Source organism: Natrinema sp. SYSU A 869, assembly GCF_019879105.1.
In the GTDB taxonomy this organism is placed as follows: Archaea; Halobacteriota; Halobacteria; order Halobacteriales; family Natrialbaceae; genus Natrinema.
Genome location: NZ_CP082249.1, coordinates 387,787 through 402,358, shown reverse-complemented (window position 1 = coordinate 402,358; position 14,572 = coordinate 387,787). Strand labels below are relative to the sequence as shown.

At 61.4% G+C, this 14,572-nt stretch carries 15 protein-coding genes and 1 pseudogene; 7 read left to right on the top strand and 9 right to left on the bottom strand.

Annotation, left to right across the window (positions count from 1 at the left end):
- Positions 1 to 170 precede the first annotated feature (170 nt).
- Positions 171 to 527: pseudogene (locus K6I40_RS10085) on the top strand (cupin domain-containing protein).
- Here K6I40_RS10085 and K6I40_RS10080 read toward each other — a convergent pair.
- Positions 488 to 1,120 carry a uracil-DNA glycosylase family protein gene (locus K6I40_RS10080; RefSeq protein ID WP_222918893.1) on the bottom strand — a complete coding sequence of 211 codons (633 nt, stop codon included), beginning with the start codon at positions 1,118 to 1,120 and terminating at the stop codon, positions 488 to 490. The pseudogene K6I40_RS10085 and the gene K6I40_RS10080 overlap by 40 nt on opposite strands.
- Before the next feature lie 136 nt (positions 1,121 to 1,256).
- On the opposite strand from K6I40_RS10080, the gene K6I40_RS10075 reads away from it, so the two are divergent.
- The gene (locus K6I40_RS10075) at positions 1,257 to 1,748 is read left to right on the top strand and encodes a metal-dependent hydrolase (protein WP_222918892.1); all 492 of its coding nucleotides are present in this window, start codon (positions 1,257 to 1,259) and stop codon (positions 1,746 to 1,748) included.
- Between the two features lie 122 nt (positions 1,749 to 1,870).
- On the opposite strand, the gene K6I40_RS10070 is transcribed toward K6I40_RS10075, so the two are convergent.
- Entirely contained in the window at positions 1,871 to 2,749 is an 879-nt protein-coding gene (locus K6I40_RS10070; protein WP_222918891.1) for a cytochrome oxidase assembly protein, read from the bottom strand.
- Between the two features lie 201 nt (positions 2,750 to 2,950).
- Between K6I40_RS10070 and K6I40_RS10065 the strand changes: the two genes are divergently transcribed.
- Positions 2,951 to 4,075, top strand: coding sequence for a M24 family metallopeptidase (locus K6I40_RS10065; RefSeq protein ID WP_222918890.1), 1,125 nt, complete (start codon positions 2,951 to 2,953; stop codon positions 4,073 to 4,075).
- Positions 4,076 to 4,099: 24 nt separating this feature from the next.
- Here the strand turns inward: K6I40_RS10065 and K6I40_RS10060 are convergent, their stop codons facing one another.
- A complete protein-coding gene (locus K6I40_RS10060) occupies positions 4,100 to 4,801 on the bottom strand; it encodes a helix-turn-helix domain-containing protein (RefSeq protein ID WP_222918889.1) in 702 nt (233 codons plus the stop codon).
- A 363-nt stretch (positions 4,802 to 5,164) separates the two neighbouring features.
- Here K6I40_RS10060 and K6I40_RS10055 point away from each other — a divergent pair, with 363 nt between their 5' ends.
- Positions 5,165 to 6,484, top strand: a complete 1,320-nt coding sequence (locus K6I40_RS10055; RefSeq protein ID WP_222918888.1) for a dicarboxylate/amino acid:cation symporter — start codon at positions 5,165 to 5,167, stop codon at positions 6,482 to 6,484.
- 134 nt (positions 6,485 to 6,618) lie between these two features.
- Here the strand turns inward: K6I40_RS10055 and K6I40_RS10050 are convergent, their stop codons facing one another.
- The 3 genes from K6I40_RS10050 to K6I40_RS10040 all read right to left on the bottom strand — a co-directional run bounded on the left by K6I40_RS10050 (position 6,619) and on the right by K6I40_RS10040 (position 10,377).
- Positions 6,619 to 7,701 carry a glutamate--cysteine ligase gene (locus K6I40_RS10050; protein WP_222918887.1) on the bottom strand — a complete coding sequence of 361 codons (1,083 nt, stop codon included), beginning with the start codon at positions 7,699 to 7,701 and terminating at the stop codon, positions 6,619 to 6,621.
- 87 nt (positions 7,702 to 7,788) lie between these two features.
- Complete coding sequence (locus tag K6I40_RS10045; protein ID WP_222918886.1) at positions 7,789 to 9,384, bottom strand: fatty acid--CoA ligase; 1,596 nt, start codon at positions 9,382 to 9,384, stop codon at positions 7,789 to 7,791.
- A 267-nt stretch (positions 9,385 to 9,651) separates the two neighbouring features.
- A complete protein-coding gene (locus K6I40_RS10040) occupies positions 9,652 to 10,377 on the bottom strand; it encodes a hypothetical protein (RefSeq protein WP_222918885.1) in 726 nt (241 codons plus the stop codon).
- Between the two features lie 281 nt (positions 10,378 to 10,658).
- On the opposite strand from K6I40_RS10040, the gene K6I40_RS10035 reads away from it, so the two are divergent.
- Positions 10,659 to 11,312, top strand: coding sequence for a hypothetical protein (locus tag K6I40_RS10035; protein ID WP_222918884.1), 654 nt, complete (start codon positions 10,659 to 10,661; stop codon positions 11,310 to 11,312).
- A gap of 236 nt (positions 11,313 to 11,548) precedes the next feature.
- On the opposite strand, the gene K6I40_RS10030 is transcribed toward K6I40_RS10035, so the two are convergent.
- Both K6I40_RS10030 and K6I40_RS10025 read right to left on the bottom strand, forming a co-directional pair.
- Positions 11,549 to 11,689 (bottom strand): hypothetical protein, encoded by a 141-nt coding sequence (locus K6I40_RS10030; RefSeq protein ID WP_222918883.1) that lies wholly within the window; start codon positions 11,687 to 11,689, stop codon positions 11,549 to 11,551.
- Positions 11,686 to 12,165, bottom strand: a complete 480-nt coding sequence (locus tag K6I40_RS10025) for a PadR family transcriptional regulator (RefSeq protein ID WP_222918882.1) — start codon at positions 12,163 to 12,165, stop codon at positions 11,686 to 11,688. The genes K6I40_RS10030 and K6I40_RS10025 overlap by 4 nt, the downstream gene beginning before the upstream one ends.
- A gap of 218 nt (positions 12,166 to 12,383) precedes the next feature.
- On the opposite strand from K6I40_RS10025, the gene K6I40_RS28350 reads away from it, so the two are divergent.
- Positions 12,384 to 12,653: a MarR family transcriptional regulator gene (locus tag K6I40_RS28350; protein ID WP_255681951.1), complete on the top strand. Its 270-nt coding sequence runs from the start codon at positions 12,384 to 12,386 to the stop codon at positions 12,651 to 12,653.
- A gap of 105 nt (positions 12,654 to 12,758) precedes the next feature.
- On the opposite strand, the gene K6I40_RS10020 is transcribed toward K6I40_RS28350, so the two are convergent.
- Entirely contained in the window at positions 12,759 to 13,298 is a 540-nt protein-coding gene (locus tag K6I40_RS10020) for a site-specific integrase (protein ID WP_255681950.1), read from the bottom strand.
- Between the two features lie 332 nt (positions 13,299 to 13,630).
- On the opposite strand from K6I40_RS10020, the gene K6I40_RS10015 reads away from it, so the two are divergent.
- Entirely contained in the window at positions 13,631 to 14,344 is a 714-nt protein-coding gene (locus K6I40_RS10015) for a hypothetical protein (RefSeq protein ID WP_255681949.1), read from the top strand.
- Positions 14,345 to 14,572 lie beyond the last annotated feature (228 nt).

Below are 14,572 nucleotides of genomic sequence, written 5' to 3'. Positions count from 1 at the left end.
TCGAGGGCCCGCTCAACGTCAGACTCGGTGTGTGCCTCGACTGTCGCCGCTCGCTCACCGGTTCCGGTTCGACCGATACGACGACCGATCGGACGGCCATCGTCGGGATATCGACGCCCCCGAACGAGTTCGTCCGCAGGAACAAGTCCGCACCCCGTCTCCGTGTACGTATGCCCGACATCACATCCATCGAGGGCCTCGAGGAAGCGCCCCACGCAGAGGTATTCGAGGAACACAGCCCGCGAACGGTCCGCTTGCAACTCGCAGCGGACGAGCGCGTCCCCAAACACTGCCATCCGGAGTCGGACGTCGTCCTGTCCGTCCGCAGCGGTGCCATCGAGCTCACGCTCGGTGACGAGGTCTACGATCTCGAGTCGGGGGATGTCGTCCAGTTCGATGGCGATTAGGACGTGTCCCCCGACGCGGTCGACGACAGTACGGCGCTGGTCGTCTTCGCGCCGAAAGAAGAGTCTAGCGCACCGGCCGATCAGCCGACTGTCGTCGCGACGCCTTTCGTCTGCCGGTAATCGCTCGTGAGCACCGCCTCGAGTTTCGAGACGATGGCGTCGCGGTCGCCGTCGACCCACTCGACCGGCTCTTGAATCGGGATAACCATGAAGCCCCGCCCGCGGATGTCGCAGGCGTGGAGCGACGCCATATCGAGATCGAACCGGCGGCGTTGGGTCGTGTACTCCTGGAGGACGTGATCGGTCGCCCGAGCACCGACCGGCAGCAGGATGTGGGCGTTGATCGCTCGAAGCTCGGCATCGAAGAACCGCTCGAGGGTGGCGTACTCCTCGTCGGTCGGTGCCCGTCCCGTCGGGAGCGTACACATGTGAACGTAGCTCCAGAAGCTGTTCTCGAGGATGGGCTCGTCCCGTGGCCCGCTCGCGAAGCCGAGTTCGCGAAAGACGTTCTGGACGCCGAGCCCGTCTTCGGTTTCAGTGAAGGGGACACCGGTGGTTTCGCCGCCGTAGACGCCGGGGTAGTCGCCGATGACGTGAAAGTCGGCGTTGGCGTCACCGTAGCCGAAGACGGCCGCCCGGTCGCCGGGGTCGGAGCGGTCGAACGGCGGTCGCAGCCCGAACGGGTTACTCGTCCTGTCGGTGACGTTTTGCACGCACGGATGATGGCGATCCGTGGTCAAAACCCCGACGATTGCGGTGATTCACAGTCTCTCTTCGCTCGGCTAGTCGGTCGGAACAGGTAGACGAATGGCGGTGGGTTTATATTTCACCTTGCGTTTCATGTTATACATGTATCAGGTGGGGCACTACGGTGGTGCACTCCTGGCGTACGCACCGGTTGGCACTGCCGTTTCCCTAGGGGGTCACGCCGAGATCGCGATCGTCGGCGGCCTCGTCTGCGTGGGCCTGTCGACGCTGCCCGACTGCGATCATCGCCTCCCGCTGATCGACCATCGCGGTCCGACCCACACGGTCCCGTTCGCGCTGCTCGTCGGTGCCGGACTGGCCGCCCTAGCTGCCGTTCTCGTCGATGCCTCCTCGGCGTTCGCCGATGCCGGATTCGTCTCCTTCGCTTTCCTCGTCGGACTCGTCTCGATCGGCTCCCATCTCCTCGCCGATGCGCTGACGCCGATGGGCATCTGCCCGTTCTGGCCGCTCTCACGCCGTCGCTACTCCGCCGACCTGGCGACGGCGGCGAACCCGATCGCTAACTACGGACTGTTCGGCCTCGGTATCGTGGCCGTCCTCGCCGGGACTGCGATCGTCGTCACACTCAGCTGAGTTTCGTCTGCTATCGTAGCCACTGACAGTCACCGCACATCTGCTCGCATGGCAGTTGTCTAATCAGCGTGTCACTCGTCTCAGTGGATACTATAACTCGAGTGCATCCCAACGGCCCGGTGCTACCGCGAGAGTGCGTCGGCCGTCCCATTCGAGGCGTCCTCGCCGCGAGTGAGCGCGAGTCCGGCGACGAACGTCAAGAAGAGCGCGGCCGCGGCGACGAGGTACGGCAGCTCGAGCGCCGGATTGACCGCTTGGCGACCGAAGAAAAGCACGGCGATCACGAGCGGCGGTGCCGCGAGCAACGGTGCGAGGGCACGGCCGGTAAAGCGACGGCGACCGACCATCGTCGCGACGATGGCCGCACCCAACAGCGTCAGCGTCACGCCGTACTGTGCCATCTGCATCGTCGGCGAGTACGTCGATATCTCGGAGCCGACGACTGGACTGAGGGCGACGTGTGCGGGCAAGGCTACGATTCCGAGCGCAAGCACGCCGATGACGTGAGTCCCCGTCAGTCGCGGTGCCCAGACCAAAACGGTGGCGACGAGGAACAGCGTGAAGATGAGTACGGCCGTCCAGAAGTGCAGCGAGAGGATGTTTATCGTGTACTGCTGGACGGTTTCGCGGCCGAGTACGACCTGTACCGGCGTCAACACCATTCCGAGGGCGACCAGTCCAGTGATACGTCGGTTAATGTCTGGCAGTCGCCAGGCCGCGAGCGCGGAGCCGATGATGGCGAAGCCGGCGAACATCGCCACAAAGCGGTGGAACCACTCGTAGAAACTCGGCAGGCTCCCCGGCAACAGGTTGTACGGCCCGGCGTCACACTGGGGCCAGTTGGCTTCACAGGCCAGTCCGGAGCCCGTCGCTTTCGCCGCGATACCGAGCAGAATCGTCGCCGCGACCAGGACGAGCGTCGCGCTCAGCAGGTGTGGAAAGCCGAACCGATCGATCAACGACCGAAACCTCGAGTTGGGCGTGCGATTGTCATACGACACGGGCGTTCTGTCGAGGGTTAGGACGGCCCGTACTTATGCTGACCGAGTTATGCAGTGTGATGGGCCACGAATTCGTCGCCGACGTCGGGCCGTCGGTCTCGCGTCCAGACCCGGGTCGGCTGCGGCGAGGAGTCCAGCACTCACGCCGGACGATGACTCGGCGTTCGCCGCTTTCAAGACCCGTCCTCGCCAGCACCTGACATGGACAAACGCGAGCGACTCGAGGCCTCCCTCGAGTCTCACGATCTCGATTCGGTCTGGTTTGCCCGGCCGAACTCGTTTGCGTGGCTCACCGGCGGGAACAGCGTTATCGACCGCGAAAGCGATACCGGCGTCGCTGCGGTGGGGTATGACGGCGACGACGTGACCCTCGTGACCAACAACATCGAAGCCGACCGAATCGTAGCGGAGGAGCTGCCGGATCTCGATGCGAGCGAGGTTTCAGTGGAGCAGTTCCCTTGGTATGCGTCGTCGCTGGCCGAGGCCATCACTGACCGCGTCGGGAGCGACGATCGAGCCGCCGCCGATATCGATATCCCCGGCCTCGAGCGCATCGATCCGACGCCGGTGCGACAGCCGCTGACCGAGCGCGACTGCAAGCGGTACCGCGAGCTTGGCGAACAGACGGCGGCCGCCGTCGAGTCCGTCTGTCGGGAACTGCAGTCCGGAGATACGGAACACGAGGTCGCGTCGGCGCTGCGGATCGCCCTCTCAGCTCGAGAAATCGAGGCCCCAGTCGTGCTCGTCGGTGGCTCGGAGCGGGCCCAGCAGTATCGCCATTACACCCCGACAGAGGCCGAACTCGGCGACTACGCACTCGTTTCCGTCACCGCCGAGCGGGCCGGCCTCCACGCGAGCTGTACCCGGACTGTCGCGTTCGATCCCCCGTCATGGCTGGCGGAGCGCCACGAGGCCGCGGCTCGCGTCGAGACGACGGCGCTGGCGGCGACGCAAGCGGCAGCTACAAATGGAGGCAGCGGGGACGATAGCGCCGGGACCGCCGGCGATGTCTTCGCTGCCGTTCGAGACGCCTACGACGCGGTCGGATACGAGGGTGAGTGGGAACACCACCATCAGGGCGGCGCAGCCGGTTTCGCAGGACGAGAGTGGATTGCCACGCCGAGCCACGACGCGCCGGTCGAATCGCCGATGGCATACGCGTGGAATCCGACGGTACAGGGCGCAAAAAGCGAGGACACGGCACTCGTCACCGACGACGACATCGAGATACTGACGTCGATAGATCGCTGGCCGACGACGACCGTCGACGCGATTGATCGCGATCTCACGCTCGAGCGACACGATATCCTCGAACTCGAGGAGTGACGAGGGGACGACGACTGACGCGGCTTACTCGTCGTCCGGTCGCGCGTCGGAATCATTGCTCTCGCCCTCATCGCCGTCCGATTCCTCTTCGTCGGCCGTATCGATCTGCATGTCGTCCTCGAACTCGATGACACTGGCATCGTCGTCGTCGGTATCCGGCTCCTCATTTGGTTCGGATTCGACGCTCGTCGGTGGTGCCGTGTCGTCGACGGTGATCGTCACCGGTTCGACGTCATCGTCGAACTCGCTGCTGGACTCGCGTTCGACCTCGCGGTCGAGGACGCGATCGAGCGTGAAAATCGTGTTTAGTTCTTGCTGGACCTGATCGACGACGCCGCCGACGAGGTCGCTGGGCTGGATCGCCGTGTACTCGTAGGGGTTGTTCCCGGCACCCTCGTTGGCCCGTTTCTCTCGGGTGACGCGCTCTTCCTCGTGGAGCTCCGCGAGCGCCTCGCGGACGGTGCTGGGATAGAGGCCGGTCCCCTTCGCGACCTCCTCGGAGGTACTGCCGGGGTTCGCCAACAGGAACACGTAGATCTTCGCGCGGGTCTCCGTGTCCAGGATCCACGAGAGCAGGTCGATGATCCGCTGGTCGAGCTCCTCGGCGGCCGGGCTGCGACCGAGGTCGTCCCCGTCGTGGTCGACGAATTCGTCCGGTCCCTCGAGCGATTCGTCTCGGTCGTCCGTGCCGTCGACCGGGCCCTCGTCAGTGTCATCGGAACTCATGTGTCTTCTCGTACAGGATGAGTCCTCGAGCGGAGTTAAAGCTTTGTGGGGCCAACTCGGCAGTGTTCAGATACGGTTGAGGGAGTCAGGCGTGATGTTTTCAACGGGCTCTCTCACATCATTCGCGTTTGCATGGAACCAGCTTCTCTGAACACGACCGGAAATTTTGACCTCCCCATAAGCCAAGTTCTGTACGCCGCTTGTTGACAGTATACAGTCGAAAATCAACGTAATGCAGCGTATTTTACCCCAATTCCATTTCTATACTCGCCATTGTCGTAACTATTTATTATAGTGCTGTGAATGTAATCGTTCTAATCCGGAAGGACTATCACCTGATTCCAAATTTTCATATTGAAGGATATGGTAGGAGTATTTCGGTCGGCATGGCAACAATACCGGTCAGTTCCAATCGTTTATCGGATCGGGGTAGCGTTCGTTCTCGGTGCTCTCGTTGGACTGGTAGCCGGTCAGCCGGCAACGTCACTGCAGCCAGTTGGTGATCTGTTCGTCCGGTTACTCGAGATGATTATCGTCCCCATCATTATCTTCACGTTGCTGATGGCGACGCGAGAACTCTCCCCGAAGAATTTGGGGAAAGTCGGCGGGCAGGTTGTACTCCTGTATATCGCCACGACGGTCGTTGCTATCGCGATGGGACTTGGTGTGAGCAATCTCATCGATCCCGGCACAGGGATGACCTTGGAGCAGACGGACGTCCAGACCGAACAGACACCGTCGCTCGTGGACCAAGTGTTCAGTATCGTCCCTGAGAATCCGTTCGCTGCGATGGCCGAAGGGAACATCCTTGCGATCATCTTTTTCACGCTCATCTTCGGCCTTGGGATGACGATGGTACGAGCGGAAGTCGAACCGGACTCAGCGGTCCGGAACGGTATCGACACCATCTTCGACATCGTCGATGCCGGAGCAGAGGTCATGTTCAAAATCGTCTGGGGGATTATGGAGTTTGGCGTCCTCGGTGTGTTCGCACTTATGGCAGCATTGTTTGGGGAAGTTGGCGTTCAAGCGATTAGAGCGTACTTCACTCTCTCCCTGACTCTCGCGATCGCTATCGGCCTCCAGATTACCCTCGTCTATCTTCTCCTGCTCATCCGAGGGGCAGTCGGCGCTTCACCGCTGGCCTTCCTGCGTGGTATCAAGGAGGCACTCATCACAGCACTCAGTATTCGGTCGTCTACCGCGACGCTTCCCGTCTCGATGTCGGATGCCGACGAGAACCTCCGCGTCAAAGAACGTGTGTATGGCTTCTCACTCCCGCTGGGCGCGACTATCAATATGGATGGGACGTCGATGTACCTCGGCATTGTCGCGGTCTTCGCCGCGAACATGGTCGGTGTCTCCCTTACGCTGGCCGAACAGTTCGCCATCCTGCTTACTGCACTCCTCGCGAGTATCGGCACTGCGGGCGTTCCCAGTGCAAGCCTCGTCATGATGACTGCGGTGTTGACGCAGGTGGGACTCCCACTCGAGGTCATCGGGATGATCGCGGGTATCGATCCACTGCTCGACCGCCTTCGGACGATGAACAACATAGCCGGCGACCTCGCAGTGACCACGGTCGTCGCAAAGTGGAACGATGCGATCGATCTCACGGACGGCGTCTGGGCCGACACACCGGCCGAATTCAGTGAAGAGCCCGTGAGTGCGACGGACGACTGAACGAGACCACGACAGACGACTTTCCCGTGGTATCCGAATCAAAACGAACCGATCGTTGATCGTACACGCGGACTCATAAACGGCGCTATAAGAGTCATCTGCGGATGTTTGTTCCTCGAGCGACCGCCACGGACCTACCGAGTTTGCAAGAGTAACGACTCACACAGCGCGTCGGCCCCCTCGTCCTCGAGCAGGCGGCGCTGTCGATCCGCGCCGCTTTCCCGCTCGTAGACGGCTTTGATGCCGTCGATGCCTAGTCGCTCGCACTCGCGGTCGACGAGTTCACCGAGGTCGACGGTGCCCTCGAGGTCGCGGTCGATGAAGGATGCGTCCTGGCCGTAGCGGATGGCCCGCCACTTGTTTTCGTCTAGCAGTTCCCGACGATGTCGGTGGCCGCTCGTCCCGTCCTCGTACTCCTCGGCGAGGGCCTCCACGAGCGCGTGGGCGTACTCGACGAACGCCAGCACAATGTCCGGGTCGGCCTGCCCGTCTGGTGTGCGTAGCTCGACGGTACCGTGGGCGGTGTGGGGCCGCACATCGTACCAGAGTTCGCCCCGATCGCTGATCGACTCGGTCTCGAGCATCCGACGCTCGAACCGGTCGAACGCCTCGAAGTCCTCGAAGTGAGTTGGCATCCCGGTGTTGGGCAACGCCTCGAAAATCTTCGCGCGGGCGGACTGGAGCCCAGTATCGAACCCGTTCCAGTACGGTGAGTTCGCCGACAGCGCGAGCATGATCGGGACGTACCACCGCAGTTCGTTGGCAATCCAGACCGCCTTGTCCGCGTCGTCGACGCCGACGTGGACGTGGACTCCCGCGGTTGTGTTCCGGTGCTGAGGGTACTGAATCCGGTCGAGTTGCGATCGATAGCGGGGTTTCTCCGCGTGCTCGAGTTCGCGCCACTTCGCGAGCGGGTGGAGGCCGGCGGCGGCGATGTGATAGCCGTGGGCCTCGGCGTGCTCGACCAGTGCCTGCCGGATCGCGAGCAGCGAGTCGCGGGCGTCATCGGGGGCCTCGATCAGTGGCGTCTGGGTCTCGATGACGAACTTGAACAATTCGTGATCCAAGCGGCCTTCGAGGATCTCAGGGGGGTCGTGTTCGTAGACGAGATCGTCGGTCCCGCTGGTAGGGCGGCCGTCCTCGTCGACGACGAAACATTCCTCCTCGATCCCCAGCGTACCCATGCGCGTAAACGATTCCCGCGACCCGCGTTCCATCGTGCCCTGCTTTCGTCGCCGACAGTAAATACGGTTTGGAGTCGGAGCGTTCGACCGGAACCGAGCCGACGTATCGCAGCCCGCCGATCAAGACGTGACGGTCTCGGCCTCGGATTCGAGGTCCGCCTCATCTTCGCGGAGCTTGAACTTCTGGATCTTGCCGCTGGGGTTCTTGGGGAGTTCGTCGACGAAGTAGTAGGTTCGGGGCCGCTTGAAGTCGGCGAGCCGGTCGCTCTCGAGGACGAATGAGTCGAGGTCGGTCGCATCGATCCCCTCGCCGGCGACGACGTAGGCGACGACTTGCTCGCCCCACTCGTCGTCGGGTTCACCGACGACGGCCGCCTCGTCGACGGCGTCGTGTGCGAACAGCGCGTCCTCGACCTCGGCGGGGTAGACGTTCTCGCCGCCGGAGACGATCATGTCGTCCTTTCGGTCGACGACGTAGAGGTAGCCATCGTCGTCGCGGTAGCCCAGATCACCGGTGTAGTACCAGGTCGTCCCGTCGGCCTCCCGCAGGGACTGTGCGGTCGCTTCGGGTCGGTTCCAGTACTCCCGCATCGTACACGGGCTGGCGAGCAAAATTTCGCCGATTTCGCCCTCCACTACCTCCTGGTCCGGCTCCGCGTCGGGTTCGACGATTCGAAGGCGGTGGTTGAGTCCGGGCAGTCCGGCCGACCCCTGTTTCGGGATCTGATCGGCCGCCGACTGGAAGACGGCGGCGGGCCCGAGCTCGGTCATGCCGTACGCCTGGACGTAGTCCTCACAGAGGTGTTCCATGCAGTTCTCGAGTACCTGTTCTGGCATCGGGGCCGCACCGTAGAGGCCGAGTCGAAGTGACGAGACGTCGACGTCTGACTCCGCGGCGGTCATCGAGAGCGCGTTCCAGGCCGTCGGAGCCGCGAAGAGGACCGTCACGCCGTGGTCCTCGACCGCCTCGAGCACTGCCTCGGGTTCGAACTCGTGATGGATGACGTTCGCCGCGCCGCGATGGACCCGCGCGAACAGGTTACAGTGGAGTTCGGCGCAGTGATACAGCGGCATCATCGACAGCCCGACGTCGTCGCGGGTGAGGTTCATCTCCGCGATACACAGGAGGTTGTGTTCTACCATGTTCCGGTGCTCGTGGACGACCCCCTTCGGTCGACCCGTCGTCCCCGACGTGTAGATGAAGGCGTACACGTCGTCCTCGTCGACCCGGACGTCCGGTCGGTCGGCCGAGCCCGACTCGAGCATCTCATAGAACCCGCTCGCGTAGTCGGGTACCTCCTCGCGGTCGTCGTCGATGAAGACGTATTCCGAGACGCTCTCGAGGCTCGGGCGTGCCCCCTCGACCGCCTCTCGTGTATCGGACTCGAAGAGCACCATCTCGGCTTCGGCGTCGGTGACGATGTACTCGATCTCGCCCGACGGCAGCCGGAAGTTCAGCGGGGTGAAGACGGCACCGATCTTCGCACACGCGTAGACGGTGAGTGCCATCTCCGATCCGTTGTACAGCACCGTCGCGACCCTGTCTCCCGCCTCGATGCCGGCCTCGAGCAGGGCGTTCGCCAGCCGGTTCACCCGCTCGTCGAACTCGGCATAGGTCCACCGCTGGTCCTTGCGCGGATAGATAATCGCGTCGCGCTCGGGGTGGCGGTCGACCGTCCCCTCGAGGGTGTCGCCTATCGTGGGGTGTTCTGACATACCACGATACCGTACTATGCACCACCTTATATTCTTTATCGGGTGCAGTTTCCGTTAGTAATTTCTGGAGGTGGTGGAGGGGCGGAATCTATCGGCTTATTCGATTCAGCGATGGATGCAAGCGGTGCCACAAACCGAGTTCTGGCTCCCTGACTGCGGGGCGCTCCCGCTCGAATTCCCTCTGAACGCGACGACGCGGTCCATCGAGTGGCGACGCAGTACCCGGCTCGCTACGGGCTACTTCCTGAGACCGATCCGAAGGCGCTGTTACGTCGGGTTGACGGCGACCACGTCCTCGCTGGAGTTATAGTGGACGCGTCGCTCCGCGTCGACGGTGAGACTCACGTGGGCGATTTCCACGTTCTCGGGGCGTTCGACGCGAACAACCGAGTGTCGTGCGGTCAGGTCATCCGTCCGTTCGTACGGTATCATATGACACCCGTGGAGGCGGACGCCGCGGTCGGTCGTCTCCGCGCGCTTCCAGTGGTGGGCTATTGACCCCGACCCGTAGCCGGACTCAACGACGAGCAGAATGTTCTCCGCGAAGTCGATCTCATCGATGGGCTCCTCGGGTTCCTCGCCACTGCCGTCACCACCGTCGTCACCGAGTTCGAAGACTTCGCGGACCTCGTCTGCGCTCGTGAGGGCGCGAACGGCGTACGCTTCGTTCTCAAAGTCGGCGCTTGATAGCAGCAGGTCGGCGCGGGGAGCCGACACCGGCTGGAACTCGAGGTCGGAGTCCCCCGACATGTTCTCACAGAGATACAGTTGATTCCACTCGTCGGGGTCGTTCGGTTGCTCCTCGATTTCGTACGGCGGTTCGTCGACGCGAGGGTCTTCCGGAACCGCCGTCGTCGGTTCTGAATCGCCGTTGCCGTTGCCGTTCCCGTTTCCGTTACCGGTCCCGCTCTCGTCGTCGGCCTGTAAACAGCCGGCCGATGCGACCGTCGCGAGGGCGGTGCCGGCGAGGAGCCGTCGTCGATTGATGGTCATCGATTCCTCTCTACAGTGGGATTTTGTAAAACTCTTCTAGTGGCTGAAAGACGCATTTGAGCTATGTAGCTGCTGCAAGTCCTCGTTCCCCAACGGTACAGTGTGCTCGACCCCTCGAGACGCCCCCTCAGCAGAACCCGATATTACGCCACTGATTGGGGGACTAACAGTTGGAATAGATCTCTTACCCTGATCGTCCCTTCCGGCGAATTTGGATGTTTCTACTCCTGAAACACTCGAACGAAGCTTCCGGTTTTTGTCAAACTGTGACAGTGCCATCGGTGGTTACGATGCCACGTGCAAGAACTATCGGTGTCGCAGTCATCACGGCGCTCGTCCTCCTCTCGGGGGCGAGCATCGTGTTCGCCGCAACCGACGCCGGCATGGCGATCCAAGACAACGAGACGGAGAACGAAACGGAAAACGCGACAGAGAATGAGACAGCGAACGAAACAGAGAACGAGACGGCCACAGTGACGTTCGAAAACCAGACATCGAACGGGACGGCAGTCGGGGTTAACAACACGACGCTGCCCGAGGGTGGCTTCGCCGTCATCCACGCGGCCGCGCCCGTCGACGAGGACAACATGACGGACAACGCCACCGACGAGAACGCAACGGACAACATGACGGCGGATGATAACGAGACCGTCACGAACATGTCCGAGGAGTACGAGCCCGGAGCAGTCCTGGGTAACTCCACCTACTTGGACCCCGGCGAGCACGAGAACGTGACCGTCGAACTCAACGAGTCCCTTGATGATAGCCAGGTCCTGATCGCGATGGCCCATCAGGACACCAACGACAATCAGACGTACGAGTTCCCCGAGGCCGACGGCCCCTACACGAGTGACGGCGAGCCGGTGATCGACGACGCACTGATCACGCTCGAGGAGGAACAGAACGAGACACAACAGAACGAGACAACCGGGTGAACGAAAACCAGCGAAGTGAACGAAACGGGAGGGTCGCGACTCCCCCGTCGTTTGTTCCCGATCTCTCGAGTAGCTACTGACAGTCACTGCACACCTGCTCGCATGATAGCCGTGTGATTAGCGTGTCACTCGTTTCAGTGGCTACGATAGTCGTGTGGTGAGCGGACGCGATAGCGGTTCACACGAGATCGAACGGTCGCTTCGCGCCGTGATCGCCGCCGATCACGACCAGTCGATTACGCGAGCCGCGTTCCGTCGTCGGCGACCGCGAGCGGACAGTCGTCACAGAGCCACCAGCCCACGAGCGGGTCGCGTTCGAGGATCACCATCCCACACTCGGGGCACCGCGGCGGCTCCCCGCCTCGAGCCTCGATCATCCGTCGCCGTCCTCTCGAGCGGTCGCGTCGTCGGTGCGGTCGACCACGACGAGCCCACAGGTCTCAGCGAGGCGGTCGACGCGCGCTCGCAGGAGTGCCCGGCCCACGTCGGTCGGGGCGTACTCGACCCGGCCGTCCGCAGACCGCTCACATCGCTCAAGGAGACCGTGCCCGACGAGTACCGTCAGATTGGGATAGAGCCGATTGCGATTGAGTTCGGGATCTGCATGCTCGAGTTCGCGGACGATCTCGGGTTCGTGGGAGCCCTTGGTGTCGTGCTCGAGGCGCGTGACGGCCTCGAGACAGTCGCATTGAAAGGCGGTGAGATCGGTCCAGCGAGTACCGCCGTCAGAACGGAGGTCTGACGAGGATCGACTCGTGTTACTCGGCTCACTGCCGTCTGTTACGAGTTGGTTGTGGGGTGATGCGTCTGCTCGAGCGGGGCTTTCAAGGCCCCGCGATTCATCGTCGTGCATGGCTTCCGGAGGGTGATTTCGGGAGCTGATTGCGGGCTCGGTGTCACTACCACCGGGCTGCTTTTGACCGGACTCTGATAGTCAGATCCGTGTGTAGCTCCTTCAGAAACTATACTTGCTCAAAGTTGGTATAACTATCGATAGATCCTATTTAATCATTCTACCCGTTAGGGTTGCTTTCCGACGAGAATTTGACGGTGTGAGGGTATCAGAGTAGTATGCGGATTTCTGCCGACTGGATGGTTCTCGCTGACGACAGGATTCTCGAGTTCTTGGTCGAGAACGGCCCTCGATCCCCAACGAAAATCAAAGAAGAGGGGCCGATTCCGTTTTCACGACAACATATTAACAACCGATGTATGAAACTTGAAGGGTATGGTCTCACTCAGAATATCGGAAACGGTGTTTACACGATCACTGAAGACGGTGAACGGTACCTTCGGAGTGATCTCGATGCGAGAGAGTTGGAAACACCGTCTAGTGAGTAACTCGGAAGTACTACTAATTATCAACGTAATTAGGGGAGGTTGAAGGGGTTGAGGAGGAATAAGATCTGTTCTGGGTGGGTGCTCGTACACACGAGGCTGGAAACTCTAGTTATTTCGCTTCATTGAACGGCTGATTTTAACCGCTGGTTGTGGTAACCTGCCTCTTGTTTCGAGCAGAATAGGGACTCGAGTAGCAAATGCGTCGAACATGTACACAGCTAGCCGTATCTCGTGTGCACAGTGGTCCCAGCCAGCGTCACTGGTCTCTTCGTACAACTCGTCAGCTGCCGATCGAACCCAGCGCCGCAGCGAGCGTGTGCTCGTGATCTCGACGAGCGGCGAACTCGCGCCTGCGTCGCGATAGTCGATCGTGTCGATGGTCGTTGCGAGATTTCGTGGGACTGAGGTCTCGCGGAACTTATCGCCTTTCCCGTGACAGACTCGAAGCATCGTCCCGGCGTCGGTGTCGACGACGTCCTCTGGGGCGACGTCCAAGACCTCGTGTGACCGGAGCCCACAGCGGGCCCCGAGCGCGAAAGCAATTCGTTGCTGGGTATCGGCAGCGGCCCCAAGGAAATCTTCGACTTCGTTCTGGCTAAGCCAGACCTTCATGTCTTCGCGGTTCTTGCGTTGCTGGAGATTCATGGTGTCCGGAATGCGCGTATCGCGGTCAATTCCGGGAAGAATACTAGTCTTTTCGTGGGGTTGAGGGATCGATCGGACCGGTTGGCGTCCGACTTTGGGAGAATTCTCGGACACGACCCAAGCGGTAGGTATACACGCAAATCTAATGCCGGTACTTCTCCCAGCTATCGGTGATGTTGGCAGAGTCGTACTGAATACATAGCGCGTATCTTGCAATCGGTTCGGGACCGATTCTCCTGAGAGTCACAACACCTGGGTAGGGTGGCATCGCCCTGTGTCCAAGAGGTAGAATTACCCATAGCATTAAATGTTAGTCGATTGAATTGTATCCTATGCGTGCGTCTTCGCTCTCAACGGTCGCCGTCGTCGCCCTCTTGGTCTTCGCGGGATGTGCTGGGCTTCCGAGTGGGGGTGAGAACCAGCCGTCGCCCGACGCGCCCCCCGACGCGTCCCCCGACGAGTTCCCGAACGCGTCGGACATCGATCAGTCGGTGTTCGACACCCACGCGACCGCGCTGGGGAACACGAGCTTCACGCTCTCAACCGAGGCAAACCGGACGGACCGCAATCCCCCGGTCCTGGAGGAGGATTTCAGGTACATGAACGACACGAGCCGGATTCTCGTCGAGCCCGACGCCTCACAGTACCTCGAACACACCACCGGCTACTTTTCGGGGAACGGTTCCATCTACTCGAACGGAAGTACGGAGTACGTGCTGTCACGGGAGAACAACTGGACGGAGGTGAGGAAACTCTCCCCCGTGTCGGTATTCAACGAGTCGGGCGAGTATTATCTCTGGCGCGGAGTATTCAACAATGACAGCGGCCCCGGGTACGATTTCGCTGCGATTGACGCCACCTACGAGCGCGAGGGCGTCGAGACGTTCCAGGGCGTTTCGGTGATGCGGTACGAGGCCACCGGCGTCGACGCGCTGCCCGACCGGTGGGCGGGGGCGAGAACGCGAGTTGGTCCTACGAGAACTTCTCCGCGACGCTCCTGCTCGACACGGACGGTGTCATCCGCTACTACCAGTACACGTTCGTGAAACCTCCCGAACACCGTTCTCGGCATAGGTACTCGCGGGCGTACACCCTGTCCGACGTGGGGAGCACTGACGTCGAGAAACCGGAGTGGGTGGCGAACGCGACGGCGAGGTCGTAACTACTCAGTTCGGTACCGTCCGGGTCGCCCGGTTGATCAATCCATCCTCTGTATTCAGCAACCCAATTCTGACGACTATCGGAGGAATCAATGGGCGATATGTTGTGTGAGT

Excerpts from the sequence above, each read along its gene's own strand:
- K6I40_RS10045 (WP_222918886.1), bottom strand. The coding sequence starts at position 9,384 with ATGTCAGAACACCCCACGATAGGCGACACCCTCGAGGGGACGGTCGAC.
- K6I40_RS10040 (WP_222918885.1), bottom strand. The coding sequence starts at position 10,377 with ATGACCATCAATCGACGACGGCTCCTCGCCGGCACCGCCCTCGCGACG.
- K6I40_RS28350 (WP_255681951.1), top strand. The coding sequence starts at position 12,384 with ATGCGGATTTCTGCCGACTGGATGGTTCTCGCTGACGACAGGATTCTC.
- K6I40_RS10060 (WP_222918889.1), bottom strand. The coding sequence starts at position 4,801 with ATGAGTTCCGATGACACTGACGAGGGCCCGGTCGACGGCACGGACGAC.
- K6I40_RS10030 (WP_222918883.1), bottom strand. The coding sequence starts at position 11,689 with ATGATCGAGGCTCGAGGCGGGGAGCCGCCGCGGTGCCCCGAGTGTGGG.
- K6I40_RS10050 (WP_222918887.1), bottom strand. The coding sequence starts at position 7,701 with ATGGAACGCGGGTCGCGGGAATCGTTTACGCGCATGGGTACGCTGGGG.
- K6I40_RS10075 (WP_222918892.1), top strand. The coding sequence starts at position 1,257 with ATGTATCAGGTGGGGCACTACGGTGGTGCACTCCTGGCGTACGCACCG.
- K6I40_RS10015 (WP_255681949.1), top strand. The coding sequence starts at position 13,631 with ATGCGTGCGTCTTCGCTCTCAACGGTCGCCGTCGTCGCCCTCTTGGTC.
- K6I40_RS10055 (WP_222918888.1), top strand. The coding sequence starts at position 5,165 with ATGGTAGGAGTATTTCGGTCGGCATGGCAACAATACCGGTCAGTTCCA.
- K6I40_RS10020 (WP_255681950.1), bottom strand. The coding sequence starts at position 13,298 with ATGAATCTCCAGCAACGCAAGAACCGCGAAGACATGAAGGTCTGGCTT.
- K6I40_RS10065 (WP_222918890.1), top strand. The coding sequence starts at position 2,951 with ATGGACAAACGCGAGCGACTCGAGGCCTCCCTCGAGTCTCACGATCTC.
- K6I40_RS10025 (WP_222918882.1), bottom strand. The coding sequence starts at position 12,165 with ATGCACGACGATGAATCGCGGGGCCTTGAAAGCCCCGCTCGAGCAGAC.